This is a genomic window from Deferribacter desulfuricans SSM1 (assembly GCF_000010985.1).
GTDB classification, from domain to species: Bacteria; Chrysiogenota; Deferribacteres; order Deferribacterales; family Deferribacteraceae; genus Deferribacter; species Deferribacter desulfuricans.
In genome coordinates this window covers 1,776,864-1,798,347 of record NC_013939.1, presented here as the reverse complement: position 1 = coordinate 1,798,347, position 21,484 = coordinate 1,776,864, and the positions used below count along the sequence as shown (strand labels likewise).

The following is a 21,484-nucleotide window of genomic DNA, read 5'->3' as shown; positions in this document are numbered from 1 at the left end:
ATGTCTATAACAAAAGAACAAGTAATTGAATTTATCGAAAATATGAGTGTTTTAGAACTAGCAGAGTTTGTAAAAGAACTTGAAGAAAAATTTGGCGTTTCTGCTGCTGCTCCTGTAGCTATGGTTGCAGGTGCTCCTGGTGCTGCTGGCGCTGGTGAAGGTGGCGCAGAAGAAAAAACTGAATTTGATGTAATTTTACAAAGTGCTGGTGACAAAAAAGTACAAGTTATCAAGGTTGTTAGAGAGATCACTGGTCTTGGACTTAAAGAAGCAAAAGCTCTTGTTGATGGTGCACCATCACCTGTTAAAGAAGGGGTTGCTAAAGAAGAAGCTGAGCAAATCAAGGCAAAACTTGAGGAAGCTGGCGCTACTGTTGAAATCAAATAGTAATTTTCATAAAATTAACAGGGGCGTAATGCCCCTTTTTTTGTCATAAATAAACTATCCGATAGGGGAAAAATATGGAAAATATCATTAAACCTATTGAGAGGTTTAATTTTTCTAAGATTAGGAAAGTCTTAGATATTCCTGATTTATTAGAAGTTCAGAAAAATTCATATAAAGAATTTTTACAAATGAATGTTGATCCGGACAAACGAGAAGTAAAAGGTTTAGAAGCTGTATTTAGAGAAATATTTCCAATTACTGATTTTAATGAATCTTCAGTTCTTGAATATGTTAGTTATACATTAGAAAAACCTAAATATACACCAAGAGAGGCTTTAGACAGAAATACGACTTATGCTGCTCCTTTGAAAGTAAGAGTAAGACTTGTTAATTATGATACTGATGAGTCAACAGGAGAAAAGATAGTTGTTTCTGCTAAAGAATCTGATGTTTATTTATGCGATATCCCTTTAATGACTGAGAGGGCGACATTTGTAATAAATGGTGTTGAAAGGGTTATTGTAAATCAATTACATAGATCTCCAGGTATCTTTTTCGAAGATGCGACTGCAGATAAAAGTGTTGTTGAAAAACACTTATATAGTGCGAGAATAATTCCTTATAGAGGTTCATGGATAGATTTTGAATTTGATAATAAAGATGTGATGCATGTTAGAATTGATAAAAAGAGGAAAATATTAGTTACTACACTTCTCAAAGCTCTAGGATATACTGAAAAAGATATTTTATCTGAATTTTATGAAGTGGAAACTGTACATTTTGCTGATGATGGGATGTTTATAGATTTTGACCCTGATAAAATTTTGGGGAGAAGGTTTTCTCTGGACATAAAAGATGAGTATGGTGAAACAATCGTTAAAGCAAATCACAAGATTACTAAAGCTGCTAGAAGAAGGTTAGTTAATGCAGGTGTTAAATATATCCCTGTGACTATAGATGACATTGCTGAAACTTTTTTTGCTGAAGATGTGGTGACAGAAGATGGTGAAGTTATTGCCGAAGTTAACCAGAAAATAGATCAAGAAGTTATAGATAGGATTTTATCTGAAGGGATTAAAGAGATTAAAATCCTCTTTATAGACAAAAATAACTACGATTCTGTTATTAGAGATATTTTGGAAATTGATAAAACTTCTAACAGAGAAGAGGCTTTAATCGAAATATATAAAAAGATGAGACCAGGGGAGCCTGCTTCTTTAGAGACAGCTGAAGCTTTTTTTGAAAACTTATTTTTTAATCCTAAGAGATATGATTTATCGAAAGTTGGAAGATTAAAAATAAATAAAAGATTAGGGCTAAATGTTCCTTTAGAGCATACTATTTTAACGAAAGAAGATATCTTAGAAAGTGTCAAAACTTTAGATAAAATTAGAAGAGGGCTTGATACTGTAGATGACATTGACCATTTAGGTCATAGGCGTGTTAGAGCTGTTGGCGAACAGTTAGAAAACTTTATTAGAATTGGTTTAACTAGAATGGAGAAAACTGTTCGTGAGAGGATGAGTATTAGCGATGTAGAGGATATGACTCCTCAAGATTTATTAAATGCAAAGCCTCTTTCTGCCACAATTAAGGAGTTTTTTGGTAGTTATCAGCTTTCACAGTTTATGGATCAGACTAATCCATTAAGTGAAGTAACTCATAAAAGAAGATTGTCAGCGCTTGGTCCTGGAGGTTTAAATAGAGAAAGGGCTGGTTTTGAGGTTAGGGACGTACACACTTCTCATTATGGTAGGATATGTCCTATTGAAACACCTGAAGGTCCAAATATCGGTTTGATTACTTCACTTACCACTTATGCAAGGGTAAATGAATTTGGTTTTATTGAGACACCATACAGGAAAGTGGTTGATGGAAAAGTTACAGATGAAGTTGTATATCTTTCTGCTATAGAGGAAGAAGAGTATTATATTGCTCAGGCAAATGCGCCTTTAAATGAAGATGGTACATTTGTAAGAGATTATGTAGCTGCACGTTATAAAGGGGAATCTGTAACAGTTCCTCCAAGTTATATACAGTTTATGGATGTGGACCCAATGCAGATTGTTTCTGTGTCAAGTGCTCTAATCCCATTTTTAGAGCATGACGATGCTAACAGGGCATTGATGGGTTCTAACATGCAGCGTCAAGCTGTACCTTTGGTTAGGACTGATGCACCTATTGTTGGTACCGGTTTGGAGAGAAAGGTTGCTGTTGATTCTGGTGCAGTGATAGTAGCTAAAAATGGTGGCGTAGTGGAATATGTGGATGCTAGAAAGATAGTTATAAGATACGAAAAGAGCGGTCATGAATTTGGAATAGATACATATGATTTAATTAAGTATAGAAGATCTAATCAAGATACATGTATAAATTATAAACCAATTGTACAAAAAGGGCAAAAAGTAGAGAAAGGGCAAGTTATTGCTGATGGTCCTGCTACTGATAGAGGTGACTTAGCCTTAGGTAGAAATGTAGTTGTCGCTTTTATGCCTTGGATGGGTTACAACTACGAGGACTCTATTTTGATTAATGAAAAACTTGTGAAGGAAGATGCCTTTACATCTATACATGTTGAGATCTTTGAAGTTGAAGCTAGAGATACAAAATTAGGGCCTGAAGAGATTACAAGAGATATACCAAATGTAAGTGATGAGGCTTTAAAAGATCTTGATGATAGTGGTATTATTAGAATTGGCGCATATGTAAAAGAGGGAGATATTTTAGTAGGTAAAGTAACTCCTAAAGGTGAATCACAGGCTACTCCTGAAGAAAAACTGTTAAGAGCAATTTTTGGAGAAAAAGCGGGTGATGTTAAAGACGCTTCTTTGAGGGTACCTCCGGGGATAAGGGGCACAGTAATAGATGTTCAGGTTCTTACAAGACGTGGTGTTGAAAAGGATGAAAGAACAGAGCATATTGAAGCAGCTGAGTATGAACAGATTAAAAAAGACTATGAGAATGAAGTTGCAATAATTGAGCAAGGAAGAAAAAAGAAAATCATCAAATTGTTGACTGGTAGAAAGTTAATCGAAGATTTTATAGATGATAACATTACCATTAAAGAAGGGACTGTGCTAACAGAAGAATTATTGAATGATCTAGATTATGCAACTTTAAGTACATTACCAATAGAAAATAAAGCTGAATTTGATGAGAAGTTGTCTCAAATCAACCTTATCTATTTTGATAGAGTTAAAAGAGCAGAAGAAAAATTTAAAGATAGGAAGAAGAAAATAGAGAAAGGGGATGAGCTACCAGCTGGGGTTTTAAAGCAGGTTAGAGTATATGTTGCAATCAAAAGGAAATTGATGGTCGGTGATAAAATGGCTGGTAGACATGGAAATAAAGGTGTAATTTCAAGAATACTTCCTGAAGAGGATATGCCATATCTACCTGATGGTACACCTGTAGATATTGTATTAAACCCACTTGGTGTTCCATCCCGTATGAACGTTGGACAGATTTTAGAAACACATCTTGGTATAGCAGCTAAAGCTTTGGGACTTTATGTGGCTACACCTGTTTTTGATGGTGCTAAAGAGTCTGATATTAAAGAGATGCTTAAAAAGGCTGGCTTACAGGAAGATGGACAAACTGTACTTTATGATGGTAGGACTGGTGAGCCATTTGATCAGGAAGTAACTGTTGGTGTTATGTATATGCTCAAACTACATCACCTTGTGGAAACAAAGATACATGCAAGGTCTACTGGTCCATACTCATTAGTAACTCAGCAACCATTGGGTGGTAAAGCTCAGTTTGGTGGTCAGAGATTGGGTGAAATGGAAGTTTGGGCATTAGAAGGTTACGGTGCTGCATATCTGTTGCAAGAGATGCTTACTGTGAAATCTGATGATGTTGAAGGTAGGACAAAGGTATATGAAGCTATAGTAAATGGAAATTATTCCTTTAAAACTGGATTGCCTGAGTCATTTAATGTTTTAATAAAAGAGTTACAAGGTCTTGCTCTTGATGTAGAGCTAATCAAAAAGGAAGACCTTAAAGAGGAAGATAATTAATATATTTGGAGGGCTATGTGGCTGTTAAAAGAGTAAACCCATATGAGATGGAGAAAGGCCCAATAGATTTTGATGCTATCAGAGTTAGGATAGCATCACCAGAAAAAATTAGAAGTTGGTCTAATGGTGAGGTAACAAAACCTGAAACAATAAATTATAGAACTTTTAAGCCTGAAAGAGACGGGCTTTTCTGTGCTAAGATTTTTGGACCTGTTAAAGACTGGGAATGTTTATGTGGTAAATACAAAAGGATGAAGCATAGAGGGATTGTTTGTGAAAAATGTGGTGTTGAAGTTATTCAGTCTAAGGTCAGAAGAGAAAGAATGGGTCATATTGAGCTTGCTACACCTGTTGCTCATATATGGTTTTTCAAAGGGACCCCAAGTAGAATAGGTTCTATTTTAGACTTGAATATAAAAGACTTGGAAAGGGTATTGTATTTTGAATCATATATTGTAATTGACCCAAAAAATACTCCATTGAAAGAGAAAGAATTGCTTTCAGAGGAAAGGTATAGAAAGCTTGTGGATGAATATGGACCTAATTCTTTTGTTGCAAAGATGGGTGCTGAAGCGATTAAAGAATTGCTTAAAAAGGTTGACCTTGATTTACTGATAATGGAGTTGAAGAAAGAACTACAGGAAACAGGAAGCCAACAGAAAAAATTAAAGATAGCAAAGAGATTAAGAGTTATTGAAGGATTTAGAAAAAGTGGGAATAGACCAGAGTGGATGATATTGGATGTTATACCTGTTATTCCACCTGAACTTAGGCCACTTGTTCCTCTTGATGGTGGAAGATTTGCCACAAGTGATTTAAATGACCTTTATAGAAGAGTTATAAATAGAAATAACAGATTGAAAAAGTTGTTAGAGTTAAATGCTCCTGAGATTATTGTTAGAAATGAAAAAAGGATGTTGCAAGAAGCAGTTGATGCTCTTTTTGATAATGGCAGAAGAGGGAGAGTAATTAGAGGGTCTAATAAGAGACCATTAAAATCATTAAGTGAAGTGATAAAAGGGAAACAGGGAAGATTTAGGCAAAATCTGCTGGGTAAACGTGTAGATTATTCAGGTAGATCTGTTATTGTTGCTGGACCACATTTAAAAATGCATCAATGTGGTTTACCCAAGATTATGGCATTGGAGCTATTTAAACCATTTCTCTATTACAAACTAGAAAAAGAGAAAGGCTATGCTGCTACAATTAAACAAGCGAAAAAGATGGTTGAAGAACAAAGGCAGGAAGTATGGGACATTTTAGAAGAGGTAATTAGAGAGCATCCAGTTCTTTTAAACCGTGCTCCTACTCTTCATAGGCTTGGTATTCAGGCTTTTGAGCCAGTGCTTGTTGAAGGTAAAGCTATTCAATTGCATCCGCTTGTGTGTCCTGCATTTAATGCAGACTTTGATGGTGACCAGATGGCTGTTCACGTTCCTCTATCTATTGAGGCTCAAACTGAAGCAAGAACATTGATGTTATCATCATATAATATTTTATCTCCTGCTCATGGTAAGCCTTTGGCAGTTCCTACACAGGATATGGTTCTTGGTTGTTACTATATTACTCGTGGTATGAAAAATGCAAGGGGAGAAGGGAAAACATTTTCTTCAATAGATGAAGTGGTTAGAGCTTATGATAATGGATATTTAGATATCCATGCTGAAATAAAAGTGAGGATTGATGGAAAGCTTTATGAAACAACAACAGGTAGAGTTTTGTTTTATAATGAGTTACCAAAAGGTTTAGAGTTTGATGTAGTAAATAAAGTGCTTGATAAAAAAGAGCTAACTAAATTGGTTGATTACTGCTATAAGAAACTTGGCAACTACGATACAGTTAGATTTTTAGATACTCTTAAAGATCTAGGTTTTAAATTTGCTACAAAAGCAGGATTTTCTATTTGTATAGATGACCTCATAATCCCTCCAGAAAGGGAAACTTTAATCAAAGAAGCGATGGAAAAGGTTAAAGAGATTGAGGAGCATTATAGGGAAGGTGCTTTAACAGCTGGAGAAAGATATAACCAGATTATTGACGTTTGGTCTAATACCAACGATAAGGTAACAGAATATTTGATGAAAACTCTTGCAAATCAAGGTGGTGATAAATCAGCTAAAAATAAAAGGGATAAATTTTATAATCCTGTCTATGTGATGGCACATTCTGGAGCAAGAGGTTCTAAATCACAGATTAGCCAGCTTGCTGGGATGAGAGGTTTGATGGCTAAACCATCAGGTGAAATTATTGAGACTCCAATTACTGCAAGTTTTAGAGATGGTTTGACTGTTTTACAGTACTTTATTTCTACTCACGGTGCAAGGAAAGGTCTTGCCGACACAGCTTTGAAAACTGCTAATGCCGGTTATTTGACAAGAAGATTAGTAGATGTTTCTCAGGATGTTATTATTACTGATGAAGATTGTGGAACAATTAGAGGTATTGAAATCACAGCACTTATGGATGGATCTGAAGTTGTTGAATCATTAGGTGAAAGGATTTATGGTAGATATACATTAGAAGATATCTATGATCCTGTTACTGATGAGCTTTTAGTTGAAGCAAATCAACTGATTACTGAAGAAGTGGTAGAGAAGATTGAAAAAGCAGGTATAGATAGAGTAAAAGTTCGCTCTGTTTTAACTTGTGAAATGGAATTTGGGGTATGTAAAAAGTGTTATGGTTTAGATTTAGCAACTAGAAGAGAAGTAGAAATAGGGGAAGCTGTGGGTATTATTGCTGCTCAATCGATTGGTGAGCCAGGAACACAGCTTACAATGAGAACATTCCACATTGGTGGTGCTGCATCTACATCTGCAGAGCAGTCTACTTTAAATGCTAAATTTGGTGGTAAGATTAAGTTTGAAAATATGCGATATGTAAAAGATAGAAACGGTTTTAATGTAGTATTAAATAGAAATGGTATACTTCATATAATTGACAAAGATGGCAGATCAATTGAGAAATACAATATCGCTTATGGTACAAGATTGTTGGTAAACGAAGGTGATGAGGTAAAGCAGGGAACACTTTTAGCAGAATGGGATCCTTTTGCTGCAGTCATTATGACAGAATATCAAGGTAGGGTTGCTTTTGGAGATATTATTGAAGGTGAGACTTTAAAAGAGGATATTGACCCTATTACAGGTTTATCTCAAAAGGTTGTTATTGCAAATACAAAAGAGAAAAGGCAGCCAAGGATTTCTATCAAAAACAGTGAGAATAAAACTATTCAAAGATATATACTGCCAGTTGGTGCTATGATTATGGTTGAAGAGGGTGAAGAAGTATTCCCTGGTGATATCATTGCCAAAATACCAAAGGAAACACAGAAGACAAAAGATATTACTGTAGGTTTGCCTCGTGTTGCTGAACTTTTTGAAGCTAGAAAACCAAAAGATCCAGCAGTTATTGCAGAAATAGATGGTGTGGTAAAAATAGAAAGTGGTGTAAGGGGAACAAGAAAGATTATCATTGAGAACGAAGAAACAGGAGATAAGAAAGTCTATAATGTTTCTATTCAGCGTTATATAAATGTTAGAGATGGTGATAGAGTTAAAGCGGGAGAAGCTTTAGTCGATGGATTGATAAATCCACATGACATTCTTGCAGTTTTAGGTGAAGAGGCTTTACAGAAATATTTGGTAAATGAAATTCAAGAGGTTTATAAAAAGCAGGGTGTTAATATTAATGATAAACATATAGAAATCATTGTTAGACAGATGATGAGAAAGGTTATTATCGAAGATCCAGGTGATTCAGATTATATGCCAAATGAAGAGGTTTACAAACACGAGTTCAAAAAGGTTCAAGAAGAGTTGCTTGCTCAAGGTTTGAGACCACCACAAGGTAGACCTATTTTGCAAGGTATAACTAAGGCAGCGCTAAATACAGAAAGCTTTATCTCAGCAGCTAGTTTCCAGGAAACTACTAAAGTGTTAACTGACGCTGCTTCAAATGGAAAAATAGATTACTTAAGAGGCCTAAAAGAAAACGTAATAATGGGTAAGCTAATACCTGCTGGTACAGGGGTGAAACATTTACGTGGTAAGAAATATAAATTTAAAAAAGCAATGTAAAATAAAATTCTTGACAACAAAAAAAAGGGTTGTTAATATCTAACGCTCATTTTATGGGGTTAGGAATATATTTATGTTTAAGATAAATTGGAGGTGTTAAGTGCCAACTCTAAATCAGTTAGTTAGGAAAGGGAGAAAGAAGGTTGTAAAGAAAACAAAATCTCCGGCATTACAAGGTAATCCACAGAAAAGAGGTGTGTGTGTAAGGGTTTATACAACAACACCTAAGAAACCAAACTCAGCTTTGAGAAAGGTTGCAAGGGTAAGGTTGACTAACGGAGTGGAAGTGACTGCATATATACCAGGTATCGGTCACAATCTTCAGGAACACTCTGTTGTCTTAATTAGAGGTGGAAGGGTAAAAGACCTTCCTGGTATTAGGTATAAGATTATTAGAGGCGCGTTGGATGCTTCTGGTGTTGCTGACAGAAAGCAAAGTAGATCTAAATATGGCGCAAAAAGACCTAAGTAAAATAATGTGAGAAGGGTGTAGATATGGCAAGAAGAAGAGTTGCTAAAAAGAGAGAAGTGTTACCTGATCCAGTTTATAATGAAGTTTTGGTGACTAAGTTTATCAATAATCTTATGTATGATGGTAAAAAAACATTAGCAGAAAAGATATTTTATAGTGCTATGGATCTTATAAAAGAGCGTAAAGGTGAAGAAGGTATTGAGGTTTTTAAGAAAGCAGTTGAAAATGTTAAGCCGATTTTAGAGGTAAAATCAAGAAGAGTAGGTGGTGCTACATATCAAGTGCCAATAGAAGTAAGACCTGATAGGCAAGAATCTTTAGCCATTAAATGGATAATTAGGGCCGCAAGAGAGAGGAGAGAAAGAACAATGGTGGAAAGATTGGCTAATGAGTTAATAGATGCTTATGAAAATAAAGGTGCTGCAATCAAGAAAAGAGAAGATACTCACAGAATGGCAGAGGCAAATAAAGCGTTTGCTCATTTTAGGTGGTAATTAGGAGGAAATAAGGTGGCAAGGAAATATCCTTTAGAGAAACAGAGAAATATAGGAATTATGGCCCACATTGATGCGGGTAAAACTACTACTACGGAAAGAATACTTTACTATACAGGTGTAAATTACAAGATTGGTGAAGTCCATGAAGGTACTGCTACAATGGACTGGATGGAGCAGGAGAAGGAAAGAGGTATAACTATTACTTCAGCTACTACACAATGTTTTTGGAATGGTTACAGAATTAATATAATTGATACTCCAGGGCACGTGGACTTTACTATAGAGGTTGAAAGATCCTTGAAAGTTTTGGATGGAGCAGTTGCAGTATTTTGTGCTGTTGGTGGTGTTGAGCCTCAATCCGAAACTGTTTGGAGACAGGCTGACAAATATAGAGTGCCAAGGATAGCTTTCGTTAATAAAATGGATAGAGTTGGCGCTGATTTCTTTAATGTTATGCAAATGATGGTTGATAGGTTAGGTGCAAGACCTGTTGCACTTCAGTTGCCTATTGGTGCAGAGGATTCTTTTGTTGGAGTTATTGATCTTGTGAAAATGAAAGCTATTGTTTGGACTGGTGATGAGCTTGGTGCGAAATATGATATTGTTGATATACCTGAAGAGTATGTTGATCAGGCAAACGAATATAGAGAAAAGTTAGTAGAAACAGTTTGTGAAGTAGATGAAGAGTTGATGGAGAAGTATTTTGAAGGGGAAGAAATTACAGAGCAAGAGTTAGTAAATGCTATCAGAAAAGGTACTATAAATATCGATTTTACTCCTGTGTTATGTGGTTCTGCTTTTAAAAACAAAGGAGTTCAACCTTTACTGGATGCAGTGGTGGCATATTTACCTTCACCATTGGATATACCACCAATTAAGGGTGTAAATCCAAAAACAGGTGAAGAGGTTGTTCGTCATACATCTGATGATGAACCTTTTGCTGCATTAGCATTTAAAATTTTGACTGACCCATATATGGGGCAACTTACCTATTTTAGGGTTTATTCTGGGCATCTTGAGTCTGGAAGTTATGTGTTGAATGCAACTAAAGATAAGAAAGAGCGCGTGGGTAGATTATTGAAAATGCACGCTAACAAACGTGAAGAGATTAAAGAGATTTATGCTGGTGATATTTGTGCAACAGTAGGTCTTAAATATACAACAACAGGTGATACTTTATGTGATGAAAATAACCCTGTTGTGTTAGAGTCAATAGAGTTCCCTGATCCGGTTATTTCTTTGGCTATTGAGCCAAAAACAAAAGCAGATCAGGATAAGCTATCAAATGCTTTAAATAAACTTGCGATGGAAGACCCATCTTTCAAAGTGACAGTAGATGAAGAAACTGGTCAAACAATTATTGCTGGTATGGGTGAATTACATCTTGAGATTATTGTTGATAGGTTAAAGAGAGAGTTTAAAGTTGATGCTAATATTGGTAAACCACAGGTTGCTTTTAGAGAAACTATTAGAAAGCCTGTTAAAATTGAAGGTAAATATATCAAACAGACTGGCGGTCGTGGTCAATATGGTCATGTATGGCTTGAAATTGAGCCAATGGAACCAGGTAGTGGTTTTGAGTTTGTAAATAAAATAGTTGGTGGTGCGATTCCAAAAGAGTATATCCCAGCTGTAGAAAAAGGTGTAATTGAAGCTATGGAAACTGGGGTAGTTGCAGGATATCCAGTTGTTGATGTTAGGGTTACTTTATTTGATGGTTCTTATCACGAAGTAGATTCATCAGAAATGGCTTTTAAAATAGCCGCGTCTATGGCATTTAAAGATGGTGCAAAAAAGGCTGATCCAGTTATTCTTGAGCCAATTATGAAAGTGGAAGTTGTGGTTCCTGATGAATATACAGGTGATGTTATGGGTGACCTTAATTCAAGAAGGGGTCGTGTAGAAGGTATGGAAATGAGAGGTAATGCTCAAGTTATTAGATGTTTTGTGCCTCTTAAAGAGATGTTTGGGTATGCTACTGTTTTAAGATCTCTTACTCAAGGAAGAGGTACTTATACAATGATATTTGATCATTATGAAGAAGTTCCAAATAATATTGCGGAAGAAATAATTAAGTCTAGGACATAGAAAAATAGGAGGAAAATATGGCAAAGGCGAAGTTCGAGAGGAAGAAACCTCACGTAAACGTAGGTACAATAGGTCACGTAGACCATGGTAAGACAACCTTGACAGCAGCAATAACAAGGGTGTTGGCAACAAAAGGATTTGCAGAGTTTACAGATTACGATAATATCGACAAGGCTCCTGAAGAGAGGGAGAGAGGAATTACTATAGCAACAGCTCACGTAGAGTATGAGAGTGAGACAAGACATTATGCACACGTAGACTGTCCAGGTCACGCAGACTATGTAAAGAACATGATTACAGGTGCTGCACAGATGGATGGAGCTATCTTGGTGGTTAGTGCAGCAGATGGTCCAATGCCACAGACAAGAGAGCATATACTTTTGGCAAGACAGGTAGGTGTACCATATATTGTAGTATTTATGAACAAAGTAGATATGGTAGATGATGAAGAATTACTTGAGTTGGTAGAGCTTGAGGTAAGAGATCTTCTTAGTACATATGAATTTCCAGGAGATGAAGTACCAGTAATTAAGGGTAGTGCATTGAAGGCATTGGAGAATCCAGAGGATGAGAAATGGACAAAGCCGATATGGGATTTAATAGCAGCAATGGATGAATATATACCATTGCCAGAGAGAGATATAGATAAGCCATTCTTAATGCCAATAGAGGACGTATTTAGTATATCAGGTAGAGGAACAGTAGTAACAGGTAGAGTTGAGAGAGGGAAGGTAAAAGTAGGTGATGAAGTAGAGATAGTTGGTTTGAGAGAGACTCAAAAGACAGTAGTTACTGGTGTAGAGATGTTCCGTAAGATATTGGATGAGGGTGTAGCAGGAGATAATATAGGGGTATTATTGAGAGGTATTAAGAAGGACGAAGTTGAGCGTGGACAGGTATTGGCAGAGCCAGGTAGTATAACACCACACAGGAAGTTTAAGTGTGAGGCATATATATTGACTAAGGAAGAAGGTGGAAGACATACTCCATTTTTCAGTGGATATAGGCCACAGTTTTACTTTAGGACAACAGACGTTACCGGAGTGATTACATTACCAGAGGGAGTAGAGATGGTAATGCCAGGTGACAACATCAGCTGTGAAGTGGAATTGATCCAGCCGATAGCGATGGAGCAAGGGTTGAGATTTGCGATTAGAGAAGGTGGTAGGACAGTAGGTGCTGGTGTTGTAACGGAAATTATTGAATAGAGGTTAATGGAATGGAAAATCAAAAGATCCGTATAAAATTAAAATCCTTTGATAGCAGGATCATTGATAAGGCAGTTAAAGATATAGTGAATACAGCAAAAAGGACCGGCGCTAGGGTTGTCGGTCCTGTTCCTTTGCCAACAAGGAAGGAGATTTTTACAGTAATCAGATCTCCTCATGTTAATAAAAAATCAAGAGAGCAGTTTGAGTTAAGAACTCATAAGAGGCTTATTGATATTTACGAATACAATCCACAAACTATAGATGCATTGATGAAGTTAGAGTTATCTGCAGGTGTGGATGTAGAAATAAAATTATAATAAAAGGTAGGGCAGGTTATGTTGAGCGGATTGTTAGGTAAAAAAATTGGGATGACTCAGGTTTTTACATCTGAGGGATTAGTTATTCCAGTTACTGTTTTACAAGTAGGTCCTTGCGTTGTAGTACAAAAGAAAGTTAAAGAGAAAGATGGTTACAATGCCCTGCAAATAGGTTTTGAAAAAGTTACAAAATTAAAAAAAGTAAACAAACCAATGCTTGGTCATTTCAAAAAGCATAATGTTGAGCCATTAAAATATTTAAAAGAAGTTAAAGTTGATAACCCCGATGAATTTAATGAAGGTCAAGAGATCACTGTAGAAATATTTAATGAAGGTGATTTCGTTGATGTGCAGGGAATCTCTAAAGGTAAGGGGTTCCAAGGGGTTATGAAGAGACATGGTTTTGCTGGAGGTCCAGCATCACACGGTTCTAATTTTCACAGAGCACCAGGTTCTGTAGGGATGTGTGAATTCCCAGGTGAAACTCCAAAAGGGAGAAAGATGCCTGGTAGAATGGGTGGCGAAAAGGTTACCGTGATGGGATTGGAAGTAGTGAAAGTTATCCCTGATAAGAATTTGGTTTTAGTTAAAGGTGCTGTACCAGGTCATAATAATAGCCTGGTATATGTTAGAAAAGCTGTAAAAGTTAGGAAGAGAGCGTAAGAGGTTGCTATGGCTGTGATAGAGGTATTAAATCAAGAAAATAAAAAAGTTAAAGAAGTAAACTTAGATGATTCTATAATTAGCTATCCTGTAAAGCCTTGGCTAATGCATGAAGTAGTTGTTATGCAGTTAGCATGTAGAAGAGCTGGTACTCATTCTACTAAAACAAGAGGCGAAGTTAGAGGTGGTGGTAGAAAACCATGGAGACAAAAGGGTACTGGTAGAGCAAGGGCTGGTTCAATTAGATCACCATTGTGGGTTGGTGGTGGAACAATTTTTGGGCCAAAACCTAGAGATTATTCATATAAGATGCCTAAAAAGAAAGTAAAAAATGCTCTTAAATCAGCTTTAAGGGCTAAATTAGAAGATAATGCATTAAAGATTATCGAAAGCTTAAATGTAGAAAACGGCAAGACAAAGGAGGCCGTAGCTATATTAAAAAATTTTGGTGCAAACAGAAAAGTATTGGTTGTTTACAATGAATTGGATGAAAAGGTTATCAGGGCATTTAGAAATATTCCATATGTAAAGTTATTAAATGTTAAAGGGCTTAATGTTTATGATTTAATCAACGCAAGGACAATATTGATGTTAGAAGATTGCCTTCCAAGGATTACGGAGGTATTAGCAAATGCTTAGTATTTATGATGTTATAAAAAAACCATTGGTTACAGAAAAAGCAATAACATTAAAAGAAAATTACAATCAAGTTGTATTTGCTGTAGATAAAAGGGCAAACAAATATCAAGTGAAAGAAGCTGTTGAGAAACTCTTTGATGTGAAAGTTAAAGATGTAAGATGTATGAACTATAAGGGCAAGAAGAAGAGATTTGGACTGATTATGGGTCAAAGGAAAGACTGGAAAAAAGCAATTGTAGTCTTAGACAAAGATCAAAAATTAGAGTTTGTGTAAGAGAGGCTGATAATGGGTATTAAGACATATAAACCAACTTCACCTGGTTTGAGGTTTAGAACTGGTTCAGATTTTAGTGAAATAACTAAAACTGAACCTGAGAAATCATTGGTTGTACCATTAAAGAAAAAATCAGGTAGAAATAATTACGGAAGAATTACTGTAAGACATAAAGGTGGTGGTCACAAAAGACTTTATAGAATAATAGATTTTAAAAGGGATAAAGATGGTATCCCAGCTACTGTTAAATCTATAGAATATGACCCAAACAGAAGTGCAAGAATCGCACTGTTAGCTTATGCTGATGGAGAAAAAAGGTATATTATAGCTCCAATCGGTTTGAAAGTTGGAGATAGTGTTCTGAGTGGTCAGGGAGCTGATATTAAACCAGGGAATGCATTGAAGCTTAAAGATATCCCCGTGGGTACTGTAATACATAATATAGAAATGAGACCTGGAAAAGGTGGTCAGCTTGCAAGGTCAGCAGGAACTTATGCACAGTTACTTTCAAAAGAGGGTAAATACTGCCACGTTAGATTACCATCTGGTGAGATTAGATTAATCTTGGCAGAGTGCAAGGCCACTGTTGGTCAAGTATCAAATCCTGATCATGAAAATATTAAGATTGGAAAAGCTGGTAGAAGCAGATGGCTCGGTATCAGACCTACAGTAAGAGGTACTGCGATGAACCCAATTGACCATCCACATGGTGGTGGTGAAGGTAGATCTAAAGGTGGTAGACATCCAGTTACTCCTTGGGGTAAACCAACTAAAGGTTATAAAACACGTAAGAAAAATAAACCTTCGGATAAATATATTATATCCAGGCGTAAATAAAGGAGGAAAGTGTGCCTAGGTCATCAAAAAAAGGACCATTTGTAGATGAACACCTTTTAAAAAAGGTTTTAAAAGCTAAAGAAACTGGTGATAAAAAAGTAATAAAAACATGGTCGAGAAGAAGCACAATTATACCAGAAATGGTAGGTTTGACTTTTGCAGTTCATAATGGAAGGAAGTTTGTACCTGTGTATGTGACTGAAAACATGGTTGGGCATAAATTAGGTGAGTTTTCCTTTACTAGAACATTTAAAGGTCACAAAAAAGATGATAAAAAAGTTAAAGGTAGATAGAGAGGATTCCTATGGTTGCTAAAGCAGTAGGGAAATATTTTAGAGTGTCCCCGAGAAAGGCAAGACCTGTTGCTGATCTTGTAAGGGGGAAAAATGTTGAAGAAGCTATGGCTATTTTGAAATTTACAAATAAAAAAGCAGCAGGTATGATTGCAAAAGTATTAAAATCAGCTATGGCAAATGCTGAAGAGAATCATGGTGTTAAAGATGTATCCAAATTGTATATAAAAGAGATCAGGATTGATGGCGGTCCAACATGGAAAAGGTATATGCCACGAGCATATGGTAGAGCTACGTTAATAAGAAAAAGGACCAGCCATATTACAATTGTTCTGGCTGAATAGGTGGAGGTGAATAGTGGGTCAGAAGGTTCATCCAATAGGTTTTAGACTGGGGATAAATAAAGATTGGAAATCGGTATGGTTTTTTGGAAAAAAAGAATACCGTGAAAAGTTAATGGAAGACCTAAAGATTAGGGATTTTCTTAAAAAGCGTTTGAAGCAGGCTGGTCTATCCAATATACAAATAGAAAGAATGGGCTCTAAAGTAAGAATTATATTGAATACCAGTAGACCTGGAATTGTTATTGGTAAAAAGGGTGCTGAGATAGAAAACTTAAAAAAAGAGCTCAGAAAATTAACCGATAATGATGTTATAATTGTGATTCGTGAAGTTAAAAAGCCTGAAATAGATGCTCAGTTAGTTGCAGAGAATGTAGCTATGCAGATTGAAAGACGTGTAGCTTTTAGAAGAGCTATGAAAAAGGCGGTTCTTCAAGCTCTTAAAGGTGGTGCTCAAGGTATAAAAATTGCTTGTTCAGGTAGACTTGCTGGTGCTGAAATGGCAAGAACTGAATGGTATATTAAAGGTAGAGTGCCATTACAAACTTTAAGAGCTGATATAGATTATGGGTTTGCAGAAGCACAAACAACTTATGGTATTATTGGTGTTAAAGTGTGGATATTTAAAGGTGAAATTGTTGAAAATAAAGATAAAATAGCTGCAGGAGTAGATAGCGATGTTAATGCCTAAAAGATTAAAATATAGAAAAGTATTTAAAGGCAGAATAAAAGGTAAAGCTACAAAAGGGAATAAGATAGAGTTTGGCGAATATGGTCTACAGTCCATGTCAAAAGGGAAAATTACTAGTAGACAGATAGAAGCAGCGAGGATTGCAATCACCAGGTATGTAAAAAGAGGAGGGAAGGTAATAATCAGGATATTCCCTCATAAACCTGTAACCAAAAAACCTGCAGAAACAAGGATGGGGAAAGGTAAAGGTGCTGTTGAATATTATGTAGCTCCAGTTAAAGAAGGGACAATGTTATATGAAATCTCTGGTGTAACTGAAGCTCAGGCTCGTGAAGCTTTCAGACTCGCTTCTCATAAATTACCTGTTAAATGTAAGTTTGTTAAGAAATCTGACTTTGAGAAGGAGGGTGAGTAATGAAGGCTTCTGAATTAAGAAAATTGAGTATAGATGAACTTAAAAAGAAAGAGCTTGAGCTTAAAGAGAATCTTTTTAGATTGAGATTTAAATTAGCTACTGGTGATTTGGAGAATACTGCTCAGATTAGAGAAACGAGAAAAGATATTGCAAGAATAAAAACTATTTTAAGAGAATATGAGTTAGAGGGGCAAAATGGAAAGTAAACTTAGGAGAAAAGTAAGAAGGGGTGTTGTTGTTAGTGATGCAATGGATAAGTCTGTAGTTGTAAAGGTAGAAACATTAAAATTGCACCCCAAATATCACAAGTTTATTAAACGTAGTAAAAAGTTTATGGCTCATGATGAAAATAATGAATGTAGAGCTGGTGATGTTGTTGAGATTATCGAAACTAGGCCACTTAGTAAAAGAAAAAGGTGGCGTGTTAGTAGGATAATTGAAAGACCTGCAAGTTTAAATGATTAGGGAGTAGCATATGATACAGATGCAGACAAGATTAAAAGTTGCTGATAATTCAGGTGCAAAAGAGATTATGTGTATAAAAGTTTTGGGTGGTAGTAAGAAAAAATATGCTTCACTTGGTGATGTTATTGTTGCCAGTGTAAAATCTACTATACCTGATAGTAATATTAAAAAAGGTTCTGTGGTAAAAGCAGTCGTTGTTAGAACAACAAAAGAAAGAAGACGCCCAGATGGTACATATATAAAATTTGATGAAAATGCTGCAGTTCTTTTAAATAAAAACTTAGAGCCAATAGGCACTAGGGTTTTTGGACCTGTAGCAAGGGAGCTTAGGGCTAAAGGCTTCCTTAAAATTGTATCAATGGCACCTGAAGTTCTCTAGGAGGAAATTAGATGGCTGTTAAGTATAAATTGAAAAAAGATGATGAAGTTGTTGTTATAACAGGTAAAGATAAAGGGAAAAAAGGTAAGATACTTCGTGTGGATAGAAAAAAAGGGAAAGTGATTGTTGAAAATGTTCATGTGGTTAAAAGACACATGAAACCAAACCCTTTAAACCCTGATGGTGGTATAATTGAAAAAGAGATGCCTATAGATATTTCAAATGTTATGTTTTACTGTAAAAAGTGTGATAAAGGCGTGAGATTAGGTTATAAAATACTAGATGATGGGAAAAAACAAAGATTTTGCAAAAGTTGTGGCGAAGTAGTAGATAAAGATTAATGGAGTGGTGAAATGAGTGTTTTGTTAGAAAAGTATAAAAAAGAAGTTGTCCCATATCTCATGGAGAAGTTTGGATATAAAAATATAATGGAAGTTCCTAAGGTAGAAAAAGTTGTATTAAATATGGGTGTAGGTGAAGCTATTAGTAACCCTAAGATTTTAGAGAATGCTGTTAATGATATGATGCTTATAGCTGGTCAAAAACCAGTAATTACAAGAGCAAGGAAGTCAATAGCTGGTTTTAAATTAAGAGAAGGGATGCCCATAGGATGTAAGGTTACTTTAAGGGGTGTAAGAGCGTATGAGTTTCTTTATAGATTATTTAATATTGCTCTTGCCAGAGTGAGAGACTTTAGAGGGGTTAATCCTAACTCTTTTGATGGTAGAGGCAACTATGCTATGGGTATAAAAGAGCAAATTGTTTTTCCTGAGATAGATTATGACAAAATAGATAAAATTCGCGGATTTGATGTTATTATTACAACAACAGCGAAAACTGATGAAGAGGCTAGAGAGCTCTTAAGAGCTTTAGGTATGCCATTTGCAGAATAATCAGGAGGATGGATAGTGGCTACAAAAGCAAAATATAACAGTGCGTTTAAAAAGAAAAAATTTAAAGTAAGAGAATATAACAGATGTCCTATTTGTGGAAGGCCAAGAGCATTTATTAGAAGATTTAATATGTGTAGAATTTGCTTTAGAAAGCTTGCATCTGAGGGTTTAATCCCTGGTGTAAAAAAAGCAAGTTGGTAACACATAGGATATCGATTACAAAAGGAGAGAACTATGGTAATGACTGATCCTATTTCTGATATGTTGACAAGAATCAGAAATGCGACAATGGTAAAAAAAGAAGAAGTTTCAATCCCTTATTCAAAACTAAAAGAATCAATCATTAATATTCTTAAAGAAGAAGGGTATATTAAGAATTATAGGGTATTAAACGAAGGAACTAAGAAAAATATTTTAATTTTTCTTAAATATGATGCTACAGGTGAGTCTGTTATAAGAGGATTGAAAAGGGTTAGTACTCCAGGTAGAAGAGTATATGTTAAATCGAAAAATTTAAAGCCTGTTTTAGGTGGTTTAGGAACAGGTATAGTTTCAACTTCCCAAGGTATCAAAACTGTAAAACAGTGCATTAAAGAAAAAATTGGCGGCGAATATATTTGCCAAGTATGGTAGGAGAGGGAAATGTCAAGGATAGGTAAGAAACCGATAAATATACCTAATGGTGTAAAAGTAACACTTGAAAACAATAAAATAATAGTTGAAGGACCTAAAGGGAAGTTAGAGCGCGAGTTACACCCGAATATAAGTGTTGAAGTTACAGATAATGAAATTTTAGTAAAGAGACATGATGATTCTAAAACCTCAAGATCTTTTCATGGACTATATAGAAGTTTGATAAATAATATGGTAGAGGGTGTGTCTAAAGGTTTTGAAAAAAGACTCGAAATAGTTGGTGTAGGTTACAGAGCAGCATTAAAGGGTAAATCGTTAGATTTATCATTGGGCTTTTCACACCCTGTAGTTATTGATCCACCAGAAGGGATTGAATTTGTTGTTGAAAACCCTCAGAAGATTGTTGTTAAAGGTATTGATAAGCAATTGGTAGGACAAGTTGCTGCAAATATAAGAAAAATTAGAAAGCCGGAGCCATATAAAGGTAAAGGGATTAGATACGAGGGTGAATATATTCTTAGAAAAGCTGGAAAATCAGCTAAATAAGGGGTGCTAAGGTGGCAAAATTAAGTAGGAATGAAGCAAGAATTAAAAGACATAGAAGAATTAGAAAAAAAGTTTTTGGTACACCTGAAAGACCAAGATTGTGTGTATTCAAAAGTAATAGATATATTTATGTTCAAGTGATTGATGATACAAATGGAAATACATTAGTTGCTGCAAGTTCATTAGAACCTGAACTTAAAGCAAAATTTTCTGGTAGATTAAATCTTGAATCAGCTAAAGAAGTTGGTAAATTAGTTGCTGAAAGAGCATTAGCTAAAGGTATTAAATCTGTTGTTTTTGATAGGGGTGGGTATATCTATCATGGTAGAGTTAAAGCTTTAGCTGATGCAGCTAGAGAAGCAGGTCTTGAATTTTAATAGGAGGATATACTGGCCATGAGTGAAAAACAGTTAGTAGATAAAGTTGTTCATATAGGTAGGGTAACAAAGGTTGTAAAAGGTGGTAGGATTTTTAGATTTACAGCCACAGTGATTGTTGGTGATTATAATGGAAAAGTAGGTATCGGCCATGCAAAGGCGAGAGAAGTACCTGATGCTATTAGAAAGGCGTTAGAAGCAGCGAAAAAGAATATTGTAGAAGTACCTGTTGTTAAAGGGACAATTCCTCATGAGGTTATTGGTAAATTCGGTGCTTCAGAAATTATAATGAAGCCTGCTGCACCTGGTACCGGTATAATTGCTGGTGGTGTTACTCGTGCTCTTTTTGAGTTAGCTGGTGTGCAAAACATCTTGGCTAAGTCAATTAGGAGTAGGAATCCTCTTAATATGCTTTATGCTGTAATGGATGGTTTTAAGAAGATGAGAACATTGGAAGAGATTGCTCAATTAAGAGGAAAATCAATTAAAGAAATTATTGGCTAAGGGGTGTTTAAATGGAATTACATGATTTGAGACCAGCAAAGGGTTCAAAAAAAGCTAAAAAGAGAGTTGGACGCGGTACAGGTAGCGGTTTGGGTACTACCGCAGGTAAAGGTACAAAAGGTCAAAAAGCAAGATCTGGTGGTGGTGTTAGGCCAGGTTTTGAAGGTGGTCAAATGCCACTTTATAGAAGATTGCCAAAAAGAGGATTTTCAAATAAAAAATTTGCAACAGTTTATGAAATTGTGAACTTAAACCAATTAGAAATGAAATACAGTGATGGAGAAATAGTAAATATAGAGACATTAAAGGAAAAAAGCTTAATTAAAGGTAATAAAGATGGTGTAAAAGTTTTGGGCAATGGTGAGTTAACAAAAAAATTAATTATTGATGTTGATAAAATATCTGGTTCAGCTGCTGAGAAGGTAAAGAAGGTTGGTGGTGAAATAAAAGGCGCGGAGTAA

The 21,484-nt window shown here is 35.6% G+C and carries 27 protein-coding genes; all 27 read left to right on the top strand.

The window, feature by feature from the left end; all coding sequences use genetic code 11:
- Window positions 1–387, top strand: coding sequence for a 50S ribosomal protein L7/L12 (gene rplL / locus DEFDS_RS08950; protein WP_013008481.1), 387 nt, complete (start codon window positions 1–3; stop codon window positions 385–387).
- 74 nt (window positions 388–461) lie between these two features.
- The gene (gene rpoB, locus DEFDS_RS08945) at window positions 462–4,409 is read left to right on the top strand and encodes a DNA-directed RNA polymerase subunit beta (RefSeq protein ID WP_013008480.1); all 3,948 of its coding nucleotides are present in this window, start codon (window positions 462–464) and stop codon (window positions 4,407–4,409) included.
- 47 nt (window positions 4,410–4,456) lie between these two features.
- Window positions 4,457–8,488 (top strand): DNA-directed RNA polymerase subunit beta', encoded by a 4,032-nt coding sequence (gene rpoC / locus DEFDS_RS08940; RefSeq protein WP_041223968.1) that lies wholly within the window; start codon window positions 4,457–4,459, stop codon window positions 8,486–8,488.
- 100 nt (window positions 8,489–8,588) lie between these two features.
- On the top strand, window positions 8,589–8,960 hold the full coding sequence (gene rpsL / locus DEFDS_RS08935) for a 30S ribosomal protein S12 (protein WP_013008478.1): 372 nt from the start codon (window positions 8,589–8,591) through the stop codon (window positions 8,958–8,960).
- 23 nt (window positions 8,961–8,983) lie between these two features.
- On the top strand, window positions 8,984–9,454 hold the full coding sequence (rpsG, locus tag DEFDS_RS08930; RefSeq protein ID WP_013008477.1) for a 30S ribosomal protein S7: 471 nt from the start codon (window positions 8,984–8,986) through the stop codon (window positions 9,452–9,454).
- A gap of 15 nt (window positions 9,455–9,469) precedes the next feature.
- Window positions 9,470–11,545, top strand: a complete 2,076-nt coding sequence (fusA, locus tag DEFDS_RS08925) for an elongation factor G (RefSeq protein WP_013008476.1) — start codon at window positions 9,470–9,472, stop codon at window positions 11,543–11,545.
- Window positions 11,546–11,562: 17 nt separating this feature from the next.
- The gene (tuf, locus tag DEFDS_RS08920; RefSeq protein ID WP_013008475.1) at window positions 11,563–12,753 is read left to right on the top strand and encodes an elongation factor Tu; all 1,191 of its coding nucleotides are present in this window, start codon (window positions 11,563–11,565) and stop codon (window positions 12,751–12,753) included.
- An 11-nt stretch (window positions 12,754–12,764) separates the two neighbouring features.
- Window positions 12,765–13,073 (top strand): 30S ribosomal protein S10, encoded by a 309-nt coding sequence (gene rpsJ, locus DEFDS_RS08915; protein ID WP_013008474.1) that lies wholly within the window; start codon window positions 12,765–12,767, stop codon window positions 13,071–13,073.
- Between the two features lie 18 nt (window positions 13,074–13,091).
- Window positions 13,092–13,736 carry a 50S ribosomal protein L3 gene (rplC, locus tag DEFDS_RS08910; RefSeq protein ID WP_013008473.1) on the top strand — a complete coding sequence of 215 codons (645 nt, stop codon included), beginning with the start codon at window positions 13,092–13,094 and terminating at the stop codon, window positions 13,734–13,736.
- A gap of 9 nt (window positions 13,737–13,745) precedes the next feature.
- The gene (rplD, locus tag DEFDS_RS08905; protein WP_013008472.1) at window positions 13,746–14,375 is read left to right on the top strand and encodes a 50S ribosomal protein L4; all 630 of its coding nucleotides are present in this window, start codon (window positions 13,746–13,748) and stop codon (window positions 14,373–14,375) included.
- A complete protein-coding gene (rplW, locus tag DEFDS_RS08900) occupies window positions 14,368–14,649 on the top strand; it encodes a 50S ribosomal protein L23 (protein ID WP_013008471.1) in 282 nt (93 codons plus the stop codon). The genes rplD and rplW overlap by 8 nt, the downstream gene beginning before the upstream one ends.
- 12 nt (window positions 14,650–14,661) lie before the next feature.
- The gene (gene rplB / locus DEFDS_RS08895; protein ID WP_013008470.1) at window positions 14,662–15,486 is read left to right on the top strand and encodes a 50S ribosomal protein L2; all 825 of its coding nucleotides are present in this window, start codon (window positions 14,662–14,664) and stop codon (window positions 15,484–15,486) included.
- Between the two features lie 11 nt (window positions 15,487–15,497).
- The gene (gene rpsS / locus DEFDS_RS08890) at window positions 15,498–15,779 is read left to right on the top strand and encodes a 30S ribosomal protein S19 (RefSeq protein ID WP_013008469.1); all 282 of its coding nucleotides are present in this window, start codon (window positions 15,498–15,500) and stop codon (window positions 15,777–15,779) included.
- A gap of 11 nt (window positions 15,780–15,790) precedes the next feature.
- Window positions 15,791–16,123 carry a 50S ribosomal protein L22 gene (gene rplV / locus DEFDS_RS08885; protein WP_013008468.1) on the top strand — a complete coding sequence of 111 codons (333 nt, stop codon included), beginning with the start codon at window positions 15,791–15,793 and terminating at the stop codon, window positions 16,121–16,123.
- Between the two features lie 13 nt (window positions 16,124–16,136).
- Window positions 16,137–16,811: a 30S ribosomal protein S3 gene (rpsC, locus tag DEFDS_RS08880; RefSeq protein WP_013008467.1), complete on the top strand. Its 675-nt coding sequence runs from the start codon at window positions 16,137–16,139 to the stop codon at window positions 16,809–16,811.
- Complete coding sequence (rplP, locus tag DEFDS_RS08875; RefSeq protein WP_013008466.1) at window positions 16,798–17,226, top strand: 50S ribosomal protein L16; 429 nt, start codon at window positions 16,798–16,800, stop codon at window positions 17,224–17,226. The genes rpsC and rplP overlap by 14 nt, the downstream gene beginning before the upstream one ends.
- Entirely contained in the window at window positions 17,226–17,432 is a 207-nt protein-coding gene (gene rpmC / locus DEFDS_RS08870) for a 50S ribosomal protein L29 (RefSeq protein WP_013008465.1), read from the top strand. Before rplP ends, rpmC begins: the two co-directional genes overlap by 1 nt.
- Window positions 17,422–17,691, top strand: coding sequence for a 30S ribosomal protein S17 (gene rpsQ, locus DEFDS_RS08865; protein ID WP_013008464.1), 270 nt, complete (start codon window positions 17,422–17,424; stop codon window positions 17,689–17,691). The genes rpmC and rpsQ overlap by 11 nt, the downstream gene beginning before the upstream one ends.
- 10 nt (window positions 17,692–17,701) lie before the next feature.
- A complete protein-coding gene (gene rplN, locus DEFDS_RS08860; RefSeq protein ID WP_013008463.1) occupies window positions 17,702–18,070 on the top strand; it encodes a 50S ribosomal protein L14 in 369 nt (122 codons plus the stop codon).
- Window positions 18,071–18,081: 11 nt separating this feature from the next.
- Entirely contained in the window at window positions 18,082–18,411 is a 330-nt protein-coding gene (gene rplX, locus DEFDS_RS08855) for a 50S ribosomal protein L24 (RefSeq protein WP_013008462.1), read from the top strand.
- Window positions 18,412–18,423: 12 nt separating this feature from the next.
- Entirely contained in the window at window positions 18,424–18,963 is a 540-nt protein-coding gene (gene rplE / locus DEFDS_RS08850) for a 50S ribosomal protein L5 (RefSeq protein WP_013008461.1), read from the top strand.
- A 15-nt stretch (window positions 18,964–18,978) separates the two neighbouring features.
- Window positions 18,979–19,164 carry a type Z 30S ribosomal protein S14 gene (locus tag DEFDS_RS08845; protein WP_013008460.1) on the top strand — a complete coding sequence of 62 codons (186 nt, stop codon included), beginning with the start codon at window positions 18,979–18,981 and terminating at the stop codon, window positions 19,162–19,164.
- A gap of 33 nt (window positions 19,165–19,197) precedes the next feature.
- On the top strand, window positions 19,198–19,596 hold the full coding sequence (gene rpsH, locus DEFDS_RS08840) for a 30S ribosomal protein S8 (RefSeq protein ID WP_013008459.1): 399 nt from the start codon (window positions 19,198–19,200) through the stop codon (window positions 19,594–19,596).
- A 9-nt stretch (window positions 19,597–19,605) separates the two neighbouring features.
- Window positions 19,606–20,142 (top strand): 50S ribosomal protein L6, encoded by a 537-nt coding sequence (gene rplF / locus DEFDS_RS08835; RefSeq protein ID WP_013008458.1) that lies wholly within the window; start codon window positions 19,606–19,608, stop codon window positions 20,140–20,142.
- Window positions 20,143–20,153: 11 nt separating this feature from the next.
- On the top strand, window positions 20,154–20,519 hold the full coding sequence (rplR, locus tag DEFDS_RS08830) for a 50S ribosomal protein L18 (RefSeq protein ID WP_013008457.1): 366 nt from the start codon (window positions 20,154–20,156) through the stop codon (window positions 20,517–20,519).
- A gap of 18 nt (window positions 20,520–20,537) precedes the next feature.
- Window positions 20,538–21,023, top strand: coding sequence for a 30S ribosomal protein S5 (rpsE, locus tag DEFDS_RS08825; protein WP_013008456.1), 486 nt, complete (start codon window positions 20,538–20,540; stop codon window positions 21,021–21,023).
- An 11-nt stretch (window positions 21,024–21,034) separates the two neighbouring features.
- Window positions 21,035–21,484, top strand: coding sequence for a 50S ribosomal protein L15 (rplO, locus tag DEFDS_RS08820; RefSeq protein ID WP_013008455.1), 450 nt, complete (start codon window positions 21,035–21,037; stop codon window positions 21,482–21,484).